Raw genomic sequence first — 17,743 nt, 5'->3', positions numbered from 1 at the left:
TTTTGGGTTTAGACCGCAGTAGCGGAATCTACTTCTTCTTTGATCCAGTCGTACCCTTTTTCTTCCAGCTCGAGGGCAAGCTCTTTGGTTCCGGATTTTACGATTCGTCCTTTGTAAAGTACATGCACAAAATCTGGGACGATATAATCCAATAGTCTCTGATAATGCGTCACCACGATAGTGGCTGTCTTATCCGACTTCAGTTTATTGACTCCGTTGGAGACGATTCTCAAGGCATCAATATCCAAACCTGAATCCGTCTCATCCAAAATAGAAAGAGTAGGCTCTAGCATGGCCATCTGGAAAATCTCATTTCTTTTCTTTTCCCCACCGGAAAATCCTTCATTTAGGGAACGGCTAAGTAATTTTTGGTCGATTTCCACCAGTTTCATCTTCTCCTTCATCAAGGTCAGGAATTTCACCGCATCCAATGGTTCCTGTCCACGATATTCTCGCACTTGATTCAGGGCAGTTCTAAGAAAATTAGTTGAGGAAACCCCAGGTATTTCCACCGGATATTGGAATGCCAAAAACACCCCTTCGCGAGCACGATCCTCAGGAGCCATTTCCAGCAATTCTTTACCCTGGAAAATTACTTCTCCCTCAGTGACCTCATATTCCTCTCTTCCTGCCAATACAGAGGCTAAAGTGGATTTTCCTGATCCATTGGGTCCCATAATGGCATGAACCTCACCAGCTTTAACTTCCAAGTTGATTCCTCGGAGAATAGGAGTGCCTTCTACAGAGGCATGTAGATTTTTTATACTTAGCATAATTAGATATTTGACATTTGAAATTTGAGATCAGGAAGCACCATTTTACTATTTAAACTTGTTTCCTTTGATTTCACTTTCTTTAAGATATTTGATGAATCCAGACAGAGATTTAGAAATCTCCAAACTTTTTGAAATCATTTCCTCAAGCTTAGGTTCTTGAATATACCCTCTGTCAAAAGCTCTGTAAAGTTGAGATCTTGTCTCTCCTGCAGATCCTTTGGCTATACTTAGAAAATTGATAAACTCTTTGTTCCCCTCTCTTTCGAATCCCTCGGCTATATTGTCTGCGATAGACCCGGAGGAGGCATTTATTTGATTTTTGAGACTGAAATCTTTTTCAAAATTTTCTATCAAGGTTAATTCGAAAATTTCTTTTGAGAACAATCTTGCCTTTTTCCAGATTTCTAAATCTTCGAATCGGCTAAAGGTTCCCATTCTTTCAAATTTCTAATCTCAAATCTCAAATAATTTTATCCCACTGAGCCTTCCAGAGTCAATGCTAGGAGCTTCTGAGCTTCTACTGCAAACTCCATTGGCAGTTGATTCAAAACTTCTTTTGCATACCCATTGACGATCAGAGCTACTGCATCTTCGGTTGCGATTCCTCGCTGATTGCAATAGAAGATCTGATCCTCTCCGATTTTGGAGGTGGTGGCTTCATGCTCTACCTGAGCAGAAGAGTTGTTTATATCAATGTATGGGAAAGTGTGAGCGCCGCATTGGTCACCCATGAGCAAAGAATCGCATTGAGAGAAATTTCGGGCATTATCTGCACGCTTCATTACCTGGACTTGTCCACGGTAAGAGTTTTGTGATTTACCTGCAGAAATACCTTTGGAGACGATTCTTGACTTGGTGTTTTTACCAATGTGAATCATTTTGGTTCCTGTATCGGCCTGCTGATAATTGTTCGTAACAGCTACAGAGTAAAACTCCCCGATGGAATAATCCCCTTTCAGGATACAAGAAGGATATTTCCAAGTCACGGCAGAACCGGTTTCTACTTGAGTCCAGGAGATTTTGGAATGATCTCCTGCGCAGATACCTCGCTTTGTTACGAAGTTGTAAATTCCTCCTTTGCCTTCTTTATCTCCTGGGAACCAGTTTTGAACGGTAGAATATTTTACCTCAGCATGAGCGCCGGCGTAGATTTCTACTACTGCTGCGTGAAGTTGGTTTTCATCCCGCTGTGGGGCAGTACAACCTTCCAAATAGGAAACGTAGGACTCGTCTTCCGCAACGATCAAGGTTCTTTCAAACTGTCCGGTATTGGCAGCATTGATTCGAAAATAGGTGGAAAGCTCCATTGGACATCTTACACCTTTTGGGATGTAGCAGAAGGATCCATCGGAGAACACAGCGGAGTTCAAAGCCGCATAGTAATTATCCGTCATCGGAACTACTGAGCCCAGATACTTTTTCACGAGTTCCGGGTGTTCTTTTACCGCCTCGCTGAAAGAACAAAAAACAATGCCCAACTTCGCTAAGGTACCTTTGAAAGTGGTAGCTACGGAAACAGAGTCTAATACCGCATCAACTGCAATACCCTGAAGCCTTTTTTGCTCATTCAGAGAAATGCCCAATCGCTCATAAATAGCCAAAAGCTCCGGGTCTATTTCATCCAGTGATTTGGGCTTTTTGGTTTGCTTAGGGGCAGAGTAATATTTGAGTGCCTGAAAATCTACCTTAGGATAATGAACATTGGCCCATTCGGGCTCTTTCATGGACTGCCAGGTCTTAAATGCCTTTAATCTCCATTCCAAAAGCCATTCAGGTTCTTCTTTTTTTGCAGAGATCCATCGAATGATATCTTCATTGAGTCCTGCAGGGGCTTCATCGGCTTCAAAATTGACCGACCAGCCATGTTCATATTCTTTGGAGGTGAGTTCTTCTAAAATCTGATTGTCTTTGCTCATGCTGCTGAGTTATTTAGACTAATTACATTTTGATTGCGAAGGTACAACATCTCGGCAAAAAATATTGTTCACTGTCATCATAAAAATCTATCGGATATAGAGTTTTTATTTCCAAAAAGCCCTCATTCTTTTCAAAATAAGGTTTTTTTATGAAAGAAAATTAAAAAAATAAGGAAGGGTAATTCTACCATTCCTTGTTCAGTTTTACAATTTTATTTATCTGGATTTAATCTAAATAGTATTACTTCTCCTTGCTAAAAAACTGAATGGGTCTATTGATACTTTCCTCAAGCACGATAAGAGTCTCTGTACGGTCAATTCCATCGACCTTCTGAATGCTATCCAGGACCAACCTCAGGTGATTGGTGTCTCTGCAGATTATTTTTGCAAAAATGGAGTAATTGCCTGTGGTGTAGTAGGCACGAACCACCTCAGGAATCTCTTGCAGATTTTCAATAACATTATCATATAGAGAACTTCGCTGTAGGTAGATACCCAAAAACGCAGAAATGTCATAGCCTAGCTTTGAAAAATCTATGTTCAGCGTTGCGCTTTTGACCACACCCATATCCTCCAATTTTTTCATCCGTACGTGAACGGTACCCGAGGAGACAAAGACTTTTTTGGCAATTTCTGTGTAAGGTGTCTTTGCATCTTCATTAAGAAGAGAAATAATCTTTAGGTCGATGTTGTCGATATCTAAAATTTTATCCATTTTCTGAGGGAGGATTTAGATGATTTTTAATGAATCTCGCTGTAAATTAGAGATTGTTCAAAATATTGCAAAATTTATTTTTCAATTTGTAATTAAATTGAAAAACCCTTTACTTTGGACTTGTTGGTTTACTTCAGTCAAAAATTTGGTTTTTTTCAATTCTTATTTTAAAATGAATCGAAAACAATCAATCTTCAGAAGAAATCATCTTTAAAAAGAAAACTTTTATCTCTAAAGTTATATTTGGGTTTATATTCTGAAAAGGGTCTTGCTGTTGGCAAGACTTTTTTATTGGCTGTAAATTTTTTGAAATACATTTTTTTGCATTTAAAAATTTATTTTCTGTATTTTTGACCTCTGACTCTCCCAATCATGAAATCAAATCTTCGATCTATTTTCTTCCCGTTTTTCCTGATACTTTTCACCCTCCCCTTTGAAAACCAAGCTGCGATTGCTCAGCAGACGGTTGAGTATTTAGCTGTGAATCCGCTTCCTGTTAAGTACAATCATTTGGAAATCAAAAGAGTAGAGCTAAATTCTTTCACAGAGACACCTTCCTCTAAAGAAGATGTGAGTTACAGCGATCTCACAACTGTCGAGGAGAGTATGGCAAAAAATCTAAATTCCCACTGGGCTTGGCCTGAGTACACGCTGGATATGATAGATAGTTATTCTCCTTTCCTTTTCAGAACAAAGAAGTCTCAAAGCTTGGAGGAGGTAAAAGTGATGCTTCAAGTGGATGCGCGCGGGAGAATTTCCGGCTTCGAAGTGCTGAGTGAGGTAGATAAAGGCCTAAAAGAAAGACTGGATCATATGATTCGAAAAATGCCTGACTGCAAGCCTGTTCCCGGCTATCAGGAATATGCCCCTGCGCTTTTTGAATTAACAATCAATAAATGATTCTTTTTTAATTAATGGGCCTCCAAAATTTCCCAGACTTAAGGAAAGGATGGTGGTCTTTTACTTTTTAGTCAGCGTTCTTTTTTTTGAGCGGTTGGCTTCACTTCATTCAAGACGCTTATTTTTAGCTGAACATCTAGATTCAGCATGAGACTAATTCTACCTATCACCGCCACACTTCTCCTACTCAATGGAGTTGCCTTTAGTCAGGTAAGGTCCTTTCAAAATGAAAAACCTTTTCCTGAGAAAAATGAAAAATCCAAGTATTACACTGTTTCAGGGGAGCGCCATGGTCCCTCCTTTTTCAAAAAGCAGGTATTTCCTGAAGTGGAATATACGCCTGGCGATAAGCTGACCTTTGACAAGTATCATACAGTAGATGTAATGTATCACTGGTATGAGAAATGGGCATCGGAGTATCCGGATATTGTGGATTTGTATGTCATTGAACACTCCTTTGAAGGAAGGCCTATTTATCAGATGACATTGACCAACAAAAAGACGGGAAAAGATACCGACAAGCCTGCCGCCTATTTTGAAGGGGGGAGACATTCGGGAGAGATTACTTCCAGTGAATCCATTCTATGGCTAACCCAACACCTTATTGAAAATTATGGGAAAGATCCAGAAATCACGCAACTGATCGACACCAAAGCCATTTATCTAAGGCCTCAAAATAATCCTGACGGGTCCAATATGTACCTTTTCACCGAACAGAGAAATCGAAGTACTGTCAAACCAAATGATACAGATCGGGATGGGCTTGTTGACGAAGACCCTGAAGAGGATTTGGATGGAGATGGGATTATTTACCAGATGAGAAAAAAGGCGATAACTCCCGAAGAAATGGAAAAAGCCAACTTTATCATTGACCCCAGAGATCCTAAAGGAAGGCTCATGAAAAGGACATTCCCTGGGAAAGGCGAATATTTGGTATACACTGAAGGAATCGATAACGATGGAGACGGTAGCTTCAATGAAGATGGGGTAGGAGGTCTTGATTTGCACAGAAACTATCCCGAAAACTGGCGTCCAAATACCGGGGGAGACTTGACCGGAAGAGGCTATACGCAGTTTGGGGCTGGTGAATACCCTTTGAGTGAGGTAGAAACACGCTCCACAGCCCTTTGGGTGCTTAGCCATCCAAACATATCGGTGGTAAATTCTATGGATACCCGGGTCCCCATGCATCTCAGACCTCCGTCAACTTCCAAAAGTGAAGAGCGGATGTATCCTGAAGATTTGGCTATTTACAAGGAAATGGATGAGTTAGGACTTTCCTATACTGCCTATCCTTGGGCTGGCGATGTGTATGAAACCTATGCCACTCGATATAAAGTCAATTCCATGACAGGCGACCCACTGAAGCCTGAGCCACTTTTCGGTCATGGACCTGATTTTGGCTATTTCTATTATGGAAGCATTTGGTATGGGGATGAGCTTTGGAACAATGGCGCCATGAAGGATTATGATGGTGACGGCATCTATGACGACTATGACGGGTTGATATGGGATGATGAAGCAAATGGAAGTAAAGGATTTAAAGTTTGGACTCCATTTAATCATCCGGATTTGGGAGAAGTAGAAATTGGAGGGTTCCATCCTAAGTTTTTTGGGCAAAATGGCCCTCCATGGCAATTGGAAGACTGGGCCAAAAAGCAGGCCTTATTTAATCTTGCCATGGCCAAGCGACTGCCCCAACTAAACATTACTGACATGAGGGTGCAGAAAGTTGCTCCCGGTGAATTTGAAATTACCTTAGAATGGACCAACTCCGGAAAACTACCGGTAGCCCTTGAGCAAGCCAAATTGGTCAAAATTGTGAAGGAAGATCGGGTGTCTTTGAATTTTGATAAGGAGCTGACCAAAGGTTATGAGGAGGCAAAGGTCCAAATCATCAGTCCAGAGCTATACGATAAAACTATTTATGCCGGCTACACCGGAGTGGGCGAGAAAAAGTCAGCAAGTTTCCGGGTGAAAGTCCAAGGAAATGAATCGGTGAAAGGCAAAATTCAACTTTCTTCCACCCGAGGAGGATATTTTGAAAAAGAATTTAACCTAAATCAATAAAGGATTACCATGATTACAAAACCAAGATTGAGTATTTATTTGATCTTCTTTTTGTTTTGGCAAAGCGGATTTGCCCAGCAAAAAAGATCACTCAACCATTCTGACTACGATGGATGGGAGAGTTTGTCTTCCGATAAGATCACCAAAAATGGAAAGTTTGCAGGCTATCAGATTTCTCCACAGGAAGGGGATGGCAGACTGGAGATTTTCTCTACCTCGTCTCCTGCAAAAAAAACAGTCATTCATCGGGCTTCCGGGTTCAGTTTTACACCTGACGATGCCTTTGCGGTGGGTAAAATATTACCCCAAAAGGATAGCGTGAGGGTCCTAAAATTGCAGAAAAAGAAAGGGGACGATTTGCCTAAAGACAGTTTGTTCATCATGAATCTAGCTTCCGGACAGATCGAAAAGCTGGCTAGAGTGAAATCCTATTCTATTCCAACTGAAAAAGGCAGTTGGATAGCTATTCAGTTTGAAAAAGAAGAAGTTAAGAAAAAAGAAGAAGCTGATTCTACAGCAAAGGAGGAAAAACCAAAGAAGACAGACGGGACCAAACTGGTCGTAAGGTCTCTGGATGGTACAAAATCATGGGAATTTGAAAGAGTGAAATCTTTTGGTTTTGCACCAAATGGAGATTTTCTTCAATACACTCTTGCTGAGGAGGAAAAGGAAGATAATGCCGCTGTTTACCTCCTTGACTTGTCTTCCGGGCAAACCAATCTAATCCACGAAAAGATGACCACTTACAGCAATCTGGTCTTTTCTCCTCAGTCTGGATATCTTTCTTTCATTGCTACCGATGATTCACTAAAAGCTAAAAAGCCGCTTCACACCTTATATATATACGACGTGAAGAAAAAAGAACTTGGGATTGAGGTGGATAAGTCTGCTGTAAAGTTGCCTAACGGCCGAATCAGCCCCGATGGAAGTGTCCGATTTTCTGAGGATGAATCCAGACTCTTTTTTGGTGTTGCAGAAGATTACAAAGATTACGCCTATGAAAGTGACACCACCATTCTGGATGAAGAGCGCGTAAGTCTTGATATCTGGGGCTGGCAGGACGAGGAGATCCAACCCATGCAGCTGAAGAATAAATCCAATGAGCAGAAGAAAACCTACACAGCTGTGTTGGATATTCAGAATAGCCAAATCACCCAATTGGCCACTCCAGAGGTGGATAATTTGATTTTGGAAAGCAAAATCAATAAAGACTTTGCTTTGGCCTGGACAGACTCTCCTTATCGAAGAAATTACAGCTGGGATATCCAGATCGGAAGGGATTTGTACTGGGTAGACTTCAAAACAGGAACCCAAACCCTGATTGAGAAGAATGCTTCTGGCTTTCCAAGAATTTCCCCAGCAGGTAAATACGTCTACTGGTATGACGGGAGAGATAGTGCTTGGGTGGCATTTGATATGGCTTCCAAAGCCAAGATCAACTTGACATCTTCCATTCCAGTGCCTTTTTATGAAGAATTGCATGACTCTCCTTCTTTGCCTGGTAATTACGGTTCAGAAGGCTGGCTGGAAGAAGATGCCGCCATCCTGATCAATGACCGATATGATATTTGGAAGATTGACCCCAAAAACCCTGCTGCAGCAGTAAATCTCACACAGGGACAGGGTAGAAGCAATCTGATCACTTTTAGAAGAGAGGTGTTGAAATCGGATGAGCAGTTTATTGATTCCAAAGAGACTTTGATCCTTTCTGCTTTTCATGAGAAGACCAAGGATAATGGGTTTTATACCACGACTTATGATGGGAAATCTGCGCCAAAATCCCTGCTGATGACACCTCATCGATACTATGGCTTGACTAAGGCAAAAGAATCCAATCAGGTGATGGTTCGTCGCTCTACCTACCAGGAAAATCCTGATTTATACCTGACTGATCTTTCTTTCAAAAATCTGAACAAGGTTTCCAACCTTAATCCCCAGCAGGCCGGAGTAAAGTGGGGTTCTGTGGAATTGGTGGACTATTTGGCTAACGATGGCACGCCTCTCCAGGGTCTCCTGTTCAAGCCGGAGGGCTTTGACCGCTCAAAGAAATACCCGATGATGGTGTATTTCTATGAGAGAAATAGTGACGGACTGCACAATTACCGTGCTCCAGCACCAAGCCGCTCCACGATCAATATTCCGTTTTTCGTCAGCAATGATTATTTGGTCTTTGTACCCGATATCAAATACGAATTGGGGCTACCAGGACCAAGTGCTTTCAATTGTATCATACCGGGCGTGCAGACCGTGATCGCCAAAGGTGGCGTGGATACAGAAAACATGGCCATTCAGGGACAAAGCTGGGGAGGCTACCAAGTGGCTTACCTGATCACCCAGACGAATATGTTTAAGGCTGCCGGAGCCGGTGCACCCGTAGTCAACATGACCTCAGCCTACGGAGGGATTCGCTGGGGTACAGGGATGAGTCGAATGTTCCAATACGAGCAAACTCAGTCCCGAATCGGAGGTACCCTATGGGAGAAGCCGATGTATTATCTGGAAAACTCCCCTCTATTCATGATGGATCGAGTGCAAACTCCCGTTTTGATCATGCACAATGACGAAGACGGTGCCGTACCGTGGTATCAGGGAATAGAAATGTTCATGGCCATGAAGCGATTGAATAAGCCTGCCTGGCTACTTCAATACAACGGTGAGGATCACAACCTGACTCAGCGAAAAAATGCAAAAGACCTTTCCATCCGCCTCAGTCAATTCTTTGATCATTACCTCAAGGGGGCTCCTGCGCCACTTTGGATGACCGAAGGACTTCCAGCCGTGGAAAAGGGAAGAACACTGAAATACGAATTAGCAGATTGATAAGAAAAGCGCCTCGGATGTAGATATCCGGGGCGTTTTAGCTTATGTCCATAATTTTTGTGATGCCTTTTTGCCCAAACTCAAAAACAGATTTTCCGACTAATTTGATCTCCTGTCCTTTTTGGATTCCATTTGGAAAATCCATTGCTGCAATGGCCCAATAGTCGATTTCTATTTCCGTCTTTTCTTTCTTGTGGATTATTGACTTTATCGTCTGCTTTCTGCTCGAAAAATAGGCCAAGGCATCATTTGCTTGAGCTTGGAAAGCCTTCTTTCCATAAAGAGAATGAGTTTTTTCACCGGATGAAAAATTTTCAAAAACCACCTCGTCTTCCAAGGTATCCATCATTCCTTTCACATTCTTGGCGTTGTAGGCCTCCAGATAGGCCTGAATCAGTTTTTCTCTTTCCTCGGTTTTCATCGTTAATCTGTTTAGGTATAAAAAAAGAAGGGCTGAAAATCTCTTCTCAGCCCAATTTCAAACTTTAGTCCTTCTTAATCTGTCTCATCAGACAGCGACCGGAGCCTTGATATGTGGGTGAGGATGATAATCCAATAATTCAAAATCCTCAAACTTAAATCCAAAGATATCTTTTACCTCAGGGTTGATTTTCATCTTTGGCAGAGGCCGGATATCCCGACTAAGTTGTAACTCAGTCTGTTCGAGGTGGTTCAGATACAAATGAGCATCCCCAAACGTGTGGATGAATTCACCCGGCTCCAAATCGCATACCTGGGCGATCATCATCGTAAACAGTGCGTAGGAAGCAATATTGAATGGAACTCCCAAAAATACATCCGCGCTGCGCTGGTAAAGCTGGCAGGAGAGCTTGCCCTCAGCTACATAAAACTGGAACATGGTATGGCAGGGAGGCAAAGCCATGTGGTCCACGTCAGCTACATTCCATGCACTTACGAGATGTCTACGGCTATCCGGCTTGGTTTTGATTTGCTGGATCAGGTTTTTGATCTGATCGATTTCCCCGCCTTTTCCATCCGGCCAATGTCTCCATTGATAGCCATAGACCGGACCCAAATCCCCGTTTTCATCGGCCCATTCATCCCAGATGGATACCCCGTTTTCTTTTAGCCAGGTGATATTGCTATCTCCTTTCAAAAACCAAAGCAGCTCAATAATGATGGATCGAAGGTGTAGCTTTTTGGTCGTCACCAAAGGAAATCCTTCGGATAAATCAAACCGCATCTGATGGCCAAAAATACTCAAGGTGCCTGTGCCTGTTCGGTCGGTCTTTTTTACTCCATCCTGGAGAATTTTCTTCATCAAATCGTGATACTGCTGCATAATCGGTCTTGGAAAATCTTGAAGTGGCAAGATAGTAATTCAATAAAATTAAAACATTCCTATCTCTATTGGTTTTCTAAAAGAAGGTATATTTCCACTTTCTCCCGGTGATAAAAGGCACTCCATGTTTAAAAAGAAAGGAGCATTTACTTCATTGACCTTCGGTCTTTTGATCACTGCTTTTCTGCTCATTTTCAGCGCAGAGCCTAGGTTTGATTACGATTTTGAGCAATTTTTCCCCCAGGATGACCCGGACTTGGAGTATTACCGCATGCACAAGTCCTTATTTGGAGGGGATAACGATTACCTGCTGCTCGCCTTCGCCAATGGTCAGGAGACTTGGTTGGATTCATCTTTTCTGGGAAGAGCCTACTCTGCACAGAAGCAAATTCAAGATCTCGAAAGGGTAGACACCCTACTTTCGATTTTGGACTTGAAAGTCCCTGTCATCAGCCCTTTTGGCATCCGGACCAAAAAAGTTCTGGATTGGGAATCTCCAAATGGGGTTCAAGCCTCTTCGGATCTCATTGATCAATTTCGCTCTACTTTGATTTCTGAAGACGGAAATAGTATTCTCTTTTTGGTTCAAAACCAAGAGGACATATCCAAAGAAGAAGGGGATACTCTTTATTCTAACATCAAGAAAATTATTCACGAGAATGCTCTAAACCCTGTGGCTGTAGCGGGTAAAATCCAAACCCAAGGTGATTTTGTCAACTTGATGCAGAGGGAATTTGGTTTGTTTTTGGGGGCTTCAGTGGTATTGATAATTCTTCTTTTGCTCCTTGTTTTCCGATCTTGGTGGGGAGTGCTAATCCCCGTTTTGGTTCTTTGTCTGGGGATTTTGTGGGCCTTTTCTCTTATCCTCAAATCAGGTAAAGCCCTCGATATTATGTCTGTCATGCAGCCGACCCTCTTCCTTATCGTAGGGATGAGTGCTTTGGTCCACTATTTTTCATTATTGGAGAAAAAGCTAAAATCAATGTCCAAAGACAAGGCAATCGAGGAGACCTTCCGAGAACTGACTCCAGCTGTGGCACTGACTGTGCTGACTACTTCACTTGGATTTTTGTCGCTTTATTTCACGTCTATTCCAGCTTTGCGGGATTTTGGACTGTGGACTGGTTTGGGGATTATTGTCCTCTTTTTTGTTATTCTGATTTTCACTCCCGGGTTGATCTTCTTGTTTCCTGTGGACAAAAAGCAAAGTAAAATTTGGGATACGGGCTTTGGATGGTTTCCTAAGCTTTTTCTTGGAGTATTGAAATCTAGGAAAACCATCTTTTGGAGCTTCTTTCTTTTAACAGCCGCAGCACTAATTGCTGGTTCTCAGCTGCGAGTCAATGGATTTTTATTGGATAATCTACCCCTTGACCACCCTATTCAGCAAGATTTCACCTTCTTCGATCAGCAATTTGGCGGGTCCAATCCTTTGGAATTGTCAATTGAGGTTGGGGATGGTGCAGAGTCTCTATTGGATTACGAGGTTTTGTTGGAAATAAACAGGCTTGAAGAAAAGCTGGGAGAAGTATTTCCCGGAAGTCAGTTTGTGTCTCCGGTAAGCTTGGTGAAGACGCTTAATCAGGCCCAAAATCAGGGCTCCCCTTCTGCTTTTCGATTTCCATCTCGGGGGCAGTTCCAGCGAATGTCCCGCTATTTCAGTCAGTTGGACTCGTGGGGAGGGAGGCAGGTTCTTTCTGAAGATGAAAAAAGAGGAAGAATCAGCTCTAGAACTGCTGACTTGGGCAGTTGGGAAATGGGAAAAAAGCGGGCTGAAATTCTAGATTTTGTAAGACAAAAAATCGACTCCAAACTAGTGAGAGTGAGATGGACAGGAACAGGCTATCTGATTGACCGGGGACATGCTTCCGTCACCTGGCAGATGGCAAAAGGTCTGGGAGTTGCTTTTCTCATTGTTGGCGTGATCGGAGGGGTTTTATTTAGGTCTTGGCGTATTTCTTTTATTCTTTTGATTCCCAATACGATTCCTTTGATATGGATGCTGGGCATGATGTATCTTTTGGGTATTGATTTTAAGTTGACCACGGCTATTTTATTTACTGTAGCCTTTGGTATTGCAGTAGATGATACGATCCATTTCATGACCAAGCTTAAGCTGGAATTGGAAAAGGGGAAAAGTATGCTTTATGCGATCAAAAGAACTTTTATGGAAGCGGGTCGGGCAATTTTCCTAACCACATTGATTTTGGTTTCTGGCTTTGCTTTACTGATTTTCAGCAGGTTTGGAGTGACCCATTTCACAGGATTATTGATCAGCTTTTCTTTGGTTTTTGCTTGGTTAGGGGATATGTTTTTGCTTCCCGTGCTTCTTTTTCCTCTGAAAAAAGTCTGGGAGTCCAAACTCTCAAAAAAGCAATCAAAGCTCTATTCCCTCCCAGGTGAAAGTCGCTGATACAGGGTAGTGGTCTGAATAATCGACTTCGCGGTGGGTCTTGAAAAAAACCGGACTCAGCTTTTCCGATGCAAAAATGTGGTCAATTCTCAAGAAGAAAAGAACTCGGTTGTATGTAAATCCAAAACCTCTACCAGCAACTTCAAAGGCATTTTTCAGAAGCTGGCTGAGTTTGAAGTAAGCAAAAGAATAAGGGATTTCATTCAAGTCACCCAAGAGAATCACTGGATGGGGACTGTTTGAAAGGTGTTCATAGAGGAGGTCCAGCTGTTCTGCCCTAGCCAGGCTTCCGCGGTGAAGTTTACCCAGAGTTTGGCGGTATACCTGCTTGGCTTGTTCGTAATTGTCCAAGGATTCGGCCTGAATTGCCATAGATTCAAGGTGGGTACTGTAAATCCGGATCGTGTCTCTTCCTACCTGAATATCTGCGAATATTGCTCCATTGGTATGCCTGGTGTCAAACACAACTCCATCATTGACAATGGGATATTTGGAAAAAATAGCCATTCCCATAGATCTTCTGTTTTTGTTGCCGTCTACCGGATGATAGCTCTGATAAAATTCACCGTTTCTCCCAATGATTTTCAGAGCATCTCTACTCGGTGTGGTGTTGTCTTGATAAAATTCTTGAAATACTTTAATATCAGCAGGGTGTTCGGCCAGCCAAGTGTAGACATTGGGATCAAACTCTCCCGTCAGTCTCCTTTTGTAGTCGAACAGGTGTACATTATAAGTAAGAACTCGGAGTCCCGGAGTACTTTCTTCTCCGGGATTTAACTGAAGCGTAATCAGAAAGAAGCGATAACCAATCCCTAAAGCAAGGATCGGAATAAAGGCCATTTTTTTTCCTGAAAGGATAAGAATTACTGCCAAAAACAGATTGATAATCAAGAAAAATGGAATCAGAAAAGGCAGTAGACCCGCATATGGAAAATAGGCAGGGGAAACATAAACGCTGGAATAAAGTAACAAGGAAAGGATAAAAATGACCCAAAGAATATACTTCATGAAAGACTTAACGTGAGTGATTAAAAACAGTAAACAATTTTAGGCCCAAAAAAAGTATTTTTCACTGAGTTTTATTTTTCTTTAACCAAATTTGGGAGGATAAGGAGAAGCATAGTAGTTAATTATCCTGAATCTATTTGGCAGACTTTTCGTACTATGACAAGATAATTCAAAAGTAGAACAAATCCAGACTGAAAAAGCAATTACATCTATGTTGGCAGGATCTGGTCATAAGTACTTATTAAACTATTTATACCCCTATGAAAAAATTGATTTTAGCAGCATCAGCCCTTATTGCTGTAAATTTGATCAGTTGCCAGCCTCAAAAGACAGAATCTGTCGAAGAGACTGTGGAAAGTACTTCCGCTGAGACTTCTGGTGAAGATCAAAGACCAAGCCCTACTGAGGTCAAAGACGGAACGATCGGAAACAAAGCCGTAAAGGTGCATTATGGCTCTCCTGCAGTAAAAGGCAGAACAATCTGGGGAGATTTGGTTCCCTACAATGTGGTTTGGAGAACTGGAGCAAATGAGGCCACCTATCTTGATTTTGCAGAGCCAATGACCGTTGAGGGAAAGGCAGTCCCCGCAGGTAAATATTCCCTGTTTACCATTCCCAAGGAGTCCGGCAAGTGGACTGTAATTCTCAATTCGGATTGGGATTTGGAACACGGTCATTTTCAATATGATGAAAAAAACGATGTTTTGAGAGTGGAGGTGAGTCCTGTTTGGGAGGAATCAAGCTCCGAGAGACTTTCTATCGATATCGAATCCCCGGGTCTAGTACTCCGCTGGGAAAAGTTAAAACTGCCCATTATCATCCAATAAATGAAAAAAATCCCCGGCCGAGTCCGGGGATTTTTATTTGGATTCCTTTAAATTTCTTAGTTTCGGTTTCCTTATCACCCTGAATTAGATTTTCTCCGGGCTTATCAATTCAAATTCAAAGATTTATGAAATATTTCTCCTTCTTCTTTGTATTGGCTATTGCAGTGGCTTTGGCTGTTGCTGTGTCTGTCCCCTTAGGTCCAATACCGCCATTAGCGCCCTTGCTGGATCCTAATCATGGCTTTTGGCAAAATACTCTAAGTGAAGATGCCCTTGCTGAAGAGGAATTGGAGTTGGAGAATTTATCTGCTCCGGTTAAGGTTGTATATGATGAAAACCTGATTCCTCACATTTTCGCTGAAAATGAGTCCGATCTCTTCCGGGCACAGGGGTATGTCACCGCACAGCATCGGCTTTGGCAGATGGAATTTCAAACCCGAGCAGCAGCCGGTAGAATTTCCGAAATAGTTGGGCCAGTTGCTTTGGAATTGGATAGAATGACCCGCCGAAAAGGCTTGGCTTTTGGGGCGGATCTAGGGTTAAAATACCTGCAGGAGAATGACCCAGAAATCTATGAGCTTATAGAAGCGTATTCTGATGGGGTCAATCAATACATCGAAAGTTTAAGCCCAGCACGGCTTCCTGTTGAATATAAAATTTTGGATTATCGACCAGAGCCTTGGACCCCGTATAAATCCATTTTGCTCCTCAAGTACATGTCAGATATGCTCGTAGGAGATCGAGATCTGGAATATACCAATCTCAGGGCCATCCTCGGAGAAGCTGGTCTATCTAAGCTTTTTCCGGAATTCCCAAAAGAAAACGATCCCGTAATCGAAGCGGAACGAGTGTGGGATTTTTCGCCGATAGCTATCAATAAGCCTGATTCCACCGGATATCCGGATCAGGCTTTGGTGATGACTCCACTTCCTCAGCCGACTGAAGGTACAGGCTCCAACAACTGGGCTGTAGCGGGCAAAAAAACCAAAAATGGCAATCCCATCCTCGCAAATGATCCTCATCTCAGTCTGAATCTTCCTTCCCTATGGTATAGCATGCAGCTAACCACGCCGGATCATTCCGTAAAAGGGGCTACTCTTCCAGGCGCTCTGGGAGTCATCTCAGGTTTCAATCAAAACATAGCATGGGGCGTAACTAACGCCACCAAAGATGCAAGGGATTGGTATAAAATCACTTTTCAGGATGAATCCAGAAAAGCCTACAAATATGGAAACGAATGGAGGCAGGCTGATTTTAGGATCGAGGAAATTAAGGTAAAAGGTGAGGAGGTATTCTTGGATACGGTCGAATATACCCATTATGGTCCGGTGGTGTATGATAATAATTTCCGATCCGATCGGCAAGATGTCAATTTTGCATTGAAGTGGACCGTGCATGAAGGTTCCAATGAGCAGAGGACCTTTATCATGATGAATAAGGCCAAAGACCATGCAGACTACAATGCCGCTCTAGACCATTATACCGCACCGGCACAGAATTTTGTTTTCGCTTCTCGCACAGGGGATATTGCCATGCGGATTCAGGGAAAATTTCCCCTAAAATGGGAAGGCCAGGGGAAGTTTTTTATGGATGGTGCTGACCCTAGCATGGAATGGCAAGGATATATTCCATTTGACCAGAATCCAAATACTTTAAATCCGGAGCGTGGATTTGTCTCTTCTGCCAATCAGCACCCAGTCGATCCATCCTATCCTTACTATGTTTTTGATAATTCTTATGAGCATTATCGAAACCGAAGGCTGAACAGAAGACTTCGGGAATTGGAAGGAATTACGGTTGAAGATATGAAGGCGTTGCAGTTTGATGATTACCACCTCCAGGCTGCGGAAGCCCTCCCGGTAATGATTCAACTTTTGGGTGACTATCAAACCGATAATCAGGAAGCTCAAAAGTACCTTTCTGAACTCAAATCCTGGGATTTTTATGCAGACCCTAATCAAAAGGCCCCTTCGCTTTATGCCATCTGGTCTTCCGAAACCATGGAAAGTATCTGGAGAGATTTGGTCAGTCAGCCTGCTCCTGTGGTGAGGCCTAATTCCTATCAAACGATCGAGTTGATGACCTTAAGCCCTACCGATACGGTTTTTGATGTTTCCTCTACACCGGCGATAGAAACAGCAGCCTACCATGTCAAAGCGGGCTTTGACACTCTACTGGTAGCAATGAAAAAATGGGAAATGGAAGAGGGAGATTATTCCTGGGCTAATTACAAGCGAACGACCATTCAGCATTTAGTTCCGAATTTCAAGTCTTTTTCTGTTTCCAATGTTTATACAGGTGGAGGAAGTGGGATTTTAAATGCTACTGGCAGCCGACATGGAGCAAGTTGGAGAATGGTTGTGGAGCTGGGAGAGGAGATTACCGCCTTTGGGATTTATCCGGGTGGGCAATCCGGCAATCCTGGAAGTAAGTATTATTCCAACTTTATTTCCAGATGGGCAAATGGGGAATATTTGAATTTTAATCTTCGCACCAAAGATCAAAAGGATGGCGTGCTATTCGAAACCACTCTAAAGTAAAGTAAGATGAAATTTATGTTACTAACCTTGGTGAGCATTTTGCTCGTTGTTTTTTTGGGACCTTTTGTTCCCTTTTGGGGATTGATGATAGGCATAGGTCTACTTAGTTTTTTGATTGATCCCAAAGGAATTGGAGCCTTTCTAGGCGGAGCGTTAGGAATGGGTTTGGGTTGGGTAGGAATCAGTACCTATTTGGGGCTTACCTCAGCGAGTGCTCTTCCGGATCAAATGGGCGAATTGATGGGCTTAGGGTCTGGGATGACTTTGGTAGCCTTGGTGGGAGTTTTAGGGTTTTTGCTGGGTGGATTCAGTGGTTTAACAGGAGTTTTATTTCGAAAAATGCTTAGGCCTACAGAAAAAAATATTTACCGGGGGTAAAATTTACATAGACAAAAACTTAGCTTTTATCGGATTCTCAACCAATTCAGTCGGATTCTCAATTCCTAAGGTAATTT

14 protein-coding genes are annotated in these 17,743 nt (G+C 42.5%); 7 read left to right on the top strand and 7 right to left on the bottom strand.

What is annotated here, in order from left to right; genetic code table 11:
* Positions 1-8: 8 nt before the first annotated feature.
* From sufC to AAA942_RS16950, 4 genes are all read right to left on the bottom strand, one after another.
* Positions 9-773: a Fe-S cluster assembly ATPase SufC gene (gene sufC / locus AAA942_RS16965; RefSeq protein WP_338221490.1), complete on the bottom strand. Its 765-nt coding sequence runs from the start codon at positions 771-773 to the stop codon at positions 9-11.
* Positions 774-821: 48 nt separating this feature from the next.
* Positions 822-1,211 carry a four helix bundle protein gene (locus tag AAA942_RS16960; protein WP_338221489.1) on the bottom strand — a complete coding sequence of 130 codons (390 nt, stop codon included), beginning with the start codon at positions 1,209-1,211 and terminating at the stop codon, positions 822-824.
* A 35-nt stretch (positions 1,212-1,246) separates the two neighbouring features.
* Positions 1,247-2,692 (bottom strand): Fe-S cluster assembly protein SufB, encoded by a 1,446-nt coding sequence (gene sufB / locus AAA942_RS16955; RefSeq protein ID WP_338221488.1) that lies wholly within the window; start codon positions 2,690-2,692, stop codon positions 1,247-1,249.
* 241 nt (positions 2,693-2,933) lie between these two features.
* Entirely contained in the window at positions 2,934-3,407 is a 474-nt protein-coding gene (locus tag AAA942_RS16950) for an Lrp/AsnC ligand binding domain-containing protein (protein ID WP_338221487.1), read from the bottom strand.
* Positions 3,408-3,779: 372 nt separating this feature from the next.
* Here AAA942_RS16950 and AAA942_RS16945 point away from each other — a divergent pair, with 372 nt between their 5' ends.
* From AAA942_RS16945 to AAA942_RS16935, 3 genes are all read left to right on the top strand, one after another.
* Positions 3,780-4,307: a hypothetical protein gene (locus AAA942_RS16945; RefSeq protein WP_338221486.1), complete on the top strand. Its 528-nt coding sequence runs from the start codon at positions 3,780-3,782 to the stop codon at positions 4,305-4,307.
* A gap of 147 nt (positions 4,308-4,454) precedes the next feature.
* Entirely contained in the window at positions 4,455-6,377 is a 1,923-nt protein-coding gene (locus AAA942_RS16940; RefSeq protein WP_338221485.1) for a M14 family metallopeptidase, read from the top strand.
* 9 nt (positions 6,378-6,386) lie between these two features.
* On the top strand, positions 6,387-9,197 hold the full coding sequence (locus AAA942_RS16935; RefSeq protein WP_338221484.1) for a S9 family peptidase: 2,811 nt from the start codon (positions 6,387-6,389) through the stop codon (positions 9,195-9,197).
* Positions 9,198-9,234: 37 nt separating this feature from the next.
* On the opposite strand, the gene AAA942_RS16930 is transcribed toward AAA942_RS16935, so the two are convergent.
* Positions 9,235-9,618, bottom strand: coding sequence for a nuclear transport factor 2 family protein (locus AAA942_RS16930; RefSeq protein WP_338221483.1), 384 nt, complete (start codon positions 9,616-9,618; stop codon positions 9,235-9,237).
* 87 nt (positions 9,619-9,705) lie between these two features.
* Positions 9,706-10,500, bottom strand: a complete 795-nt coding sequence (locus tag AAA942_RS16925) for a thymidylate synthase (protein ID WP_338221482.1) — start codon at positions 10,498-10,500, stop codon at positions 9,706-9,708.
* A gap of 124 nt (positions 10,501-10,624) precedes the next feature.
* Between AAA942_RS16925 and AAA942_RS16920 the strand changes: the two genes are divergently transcribed.
* The gene (locus AAA942_RS16920; protein WP_338221481.1) at positions 10,625-12,913 is read left to right on the top strand and encodes an efflux RND transporter permease subunit; all 2,289 of its coding nucleotides are present in this window, start codon (positions 10,625-10,627) and stop codon (positions 12,911-12,913) included.
* Here the strand turns inward: AAA942_RS16920 and AAA942_RS16915 are convergent.
* Positions 12,878-13,921, bottom strand: a complete 1,044-nt coding sequence (locus AAA942_RS16915) for an endonuclease/exonuclease/phosphatase family protein (protein ID WP_338221480.1) — start codon at positions 13,919-13,921, stop codon at positions 12,878-12,880. The genes AAA942_RS16920 and AAA942_RS16915 overlap by 36 nt on opposite strands.
* 260 nt (positions 13,922-14,181) lie before the next feature.
* Between AAA942_RS16915 and AAA942_RS16910 the strand changes: the two genes are divergently transcribed.
* From AAA942_RS16910 to AAA942_RS16900, 3 genes are all read left to right on the top strand, one after another.
* On the top strand, positions 14,182-14,748 hold the full coding sequence (locus AAA942_RS16910) for a DUF2911 domain-containing protein (protein ID WP_338221479.1): 567 nt from the start codon (positions 14,182-14,184) through the stop codon (positions 14,746-14,748).
* A 125-nt stretch (positions 14,749-14,873) separates the two neighbouring features.
* Positions 14,874-17,288, top strand: coding sequence for a penicillin acylase family protein (locus AAA942_RS16905; RefSeq protein ID WP_338221478.1), 2,415 nt, complete (start codon positions 14,874-14,876; stop codon positions 17,286-17,288).
* A 15-nt stretch (positions 17,289-17,303) separates the two neighbouring features.
* Positions 17,304-17,666, top strand: coding sequence for a hypothetical protein (locus AAA942_RS16900; RefSeq protein ID WP_338221477.1), 363 nt, complete (start codon positions 17,304-17,306; stop codon positions 17,664-17,666).
* Positions 17,667-17,743: the final 77 nt, after the last annotated feature.

It is taken from the genome of Algoriphagus sp. oki45, assembly GCF_036245605.1.
In the GTDB taxonomy this organism is placed as follows: Bacteria; Bacteroidota; Bacteroidia; order Cytophagales; family Cyclobacteriaceae; genus Algoriphagus.
Note: the sequence above shows the minus strand (reverse complement) of the source record. Positions and strands in the feature narration are given on the sequence as shown.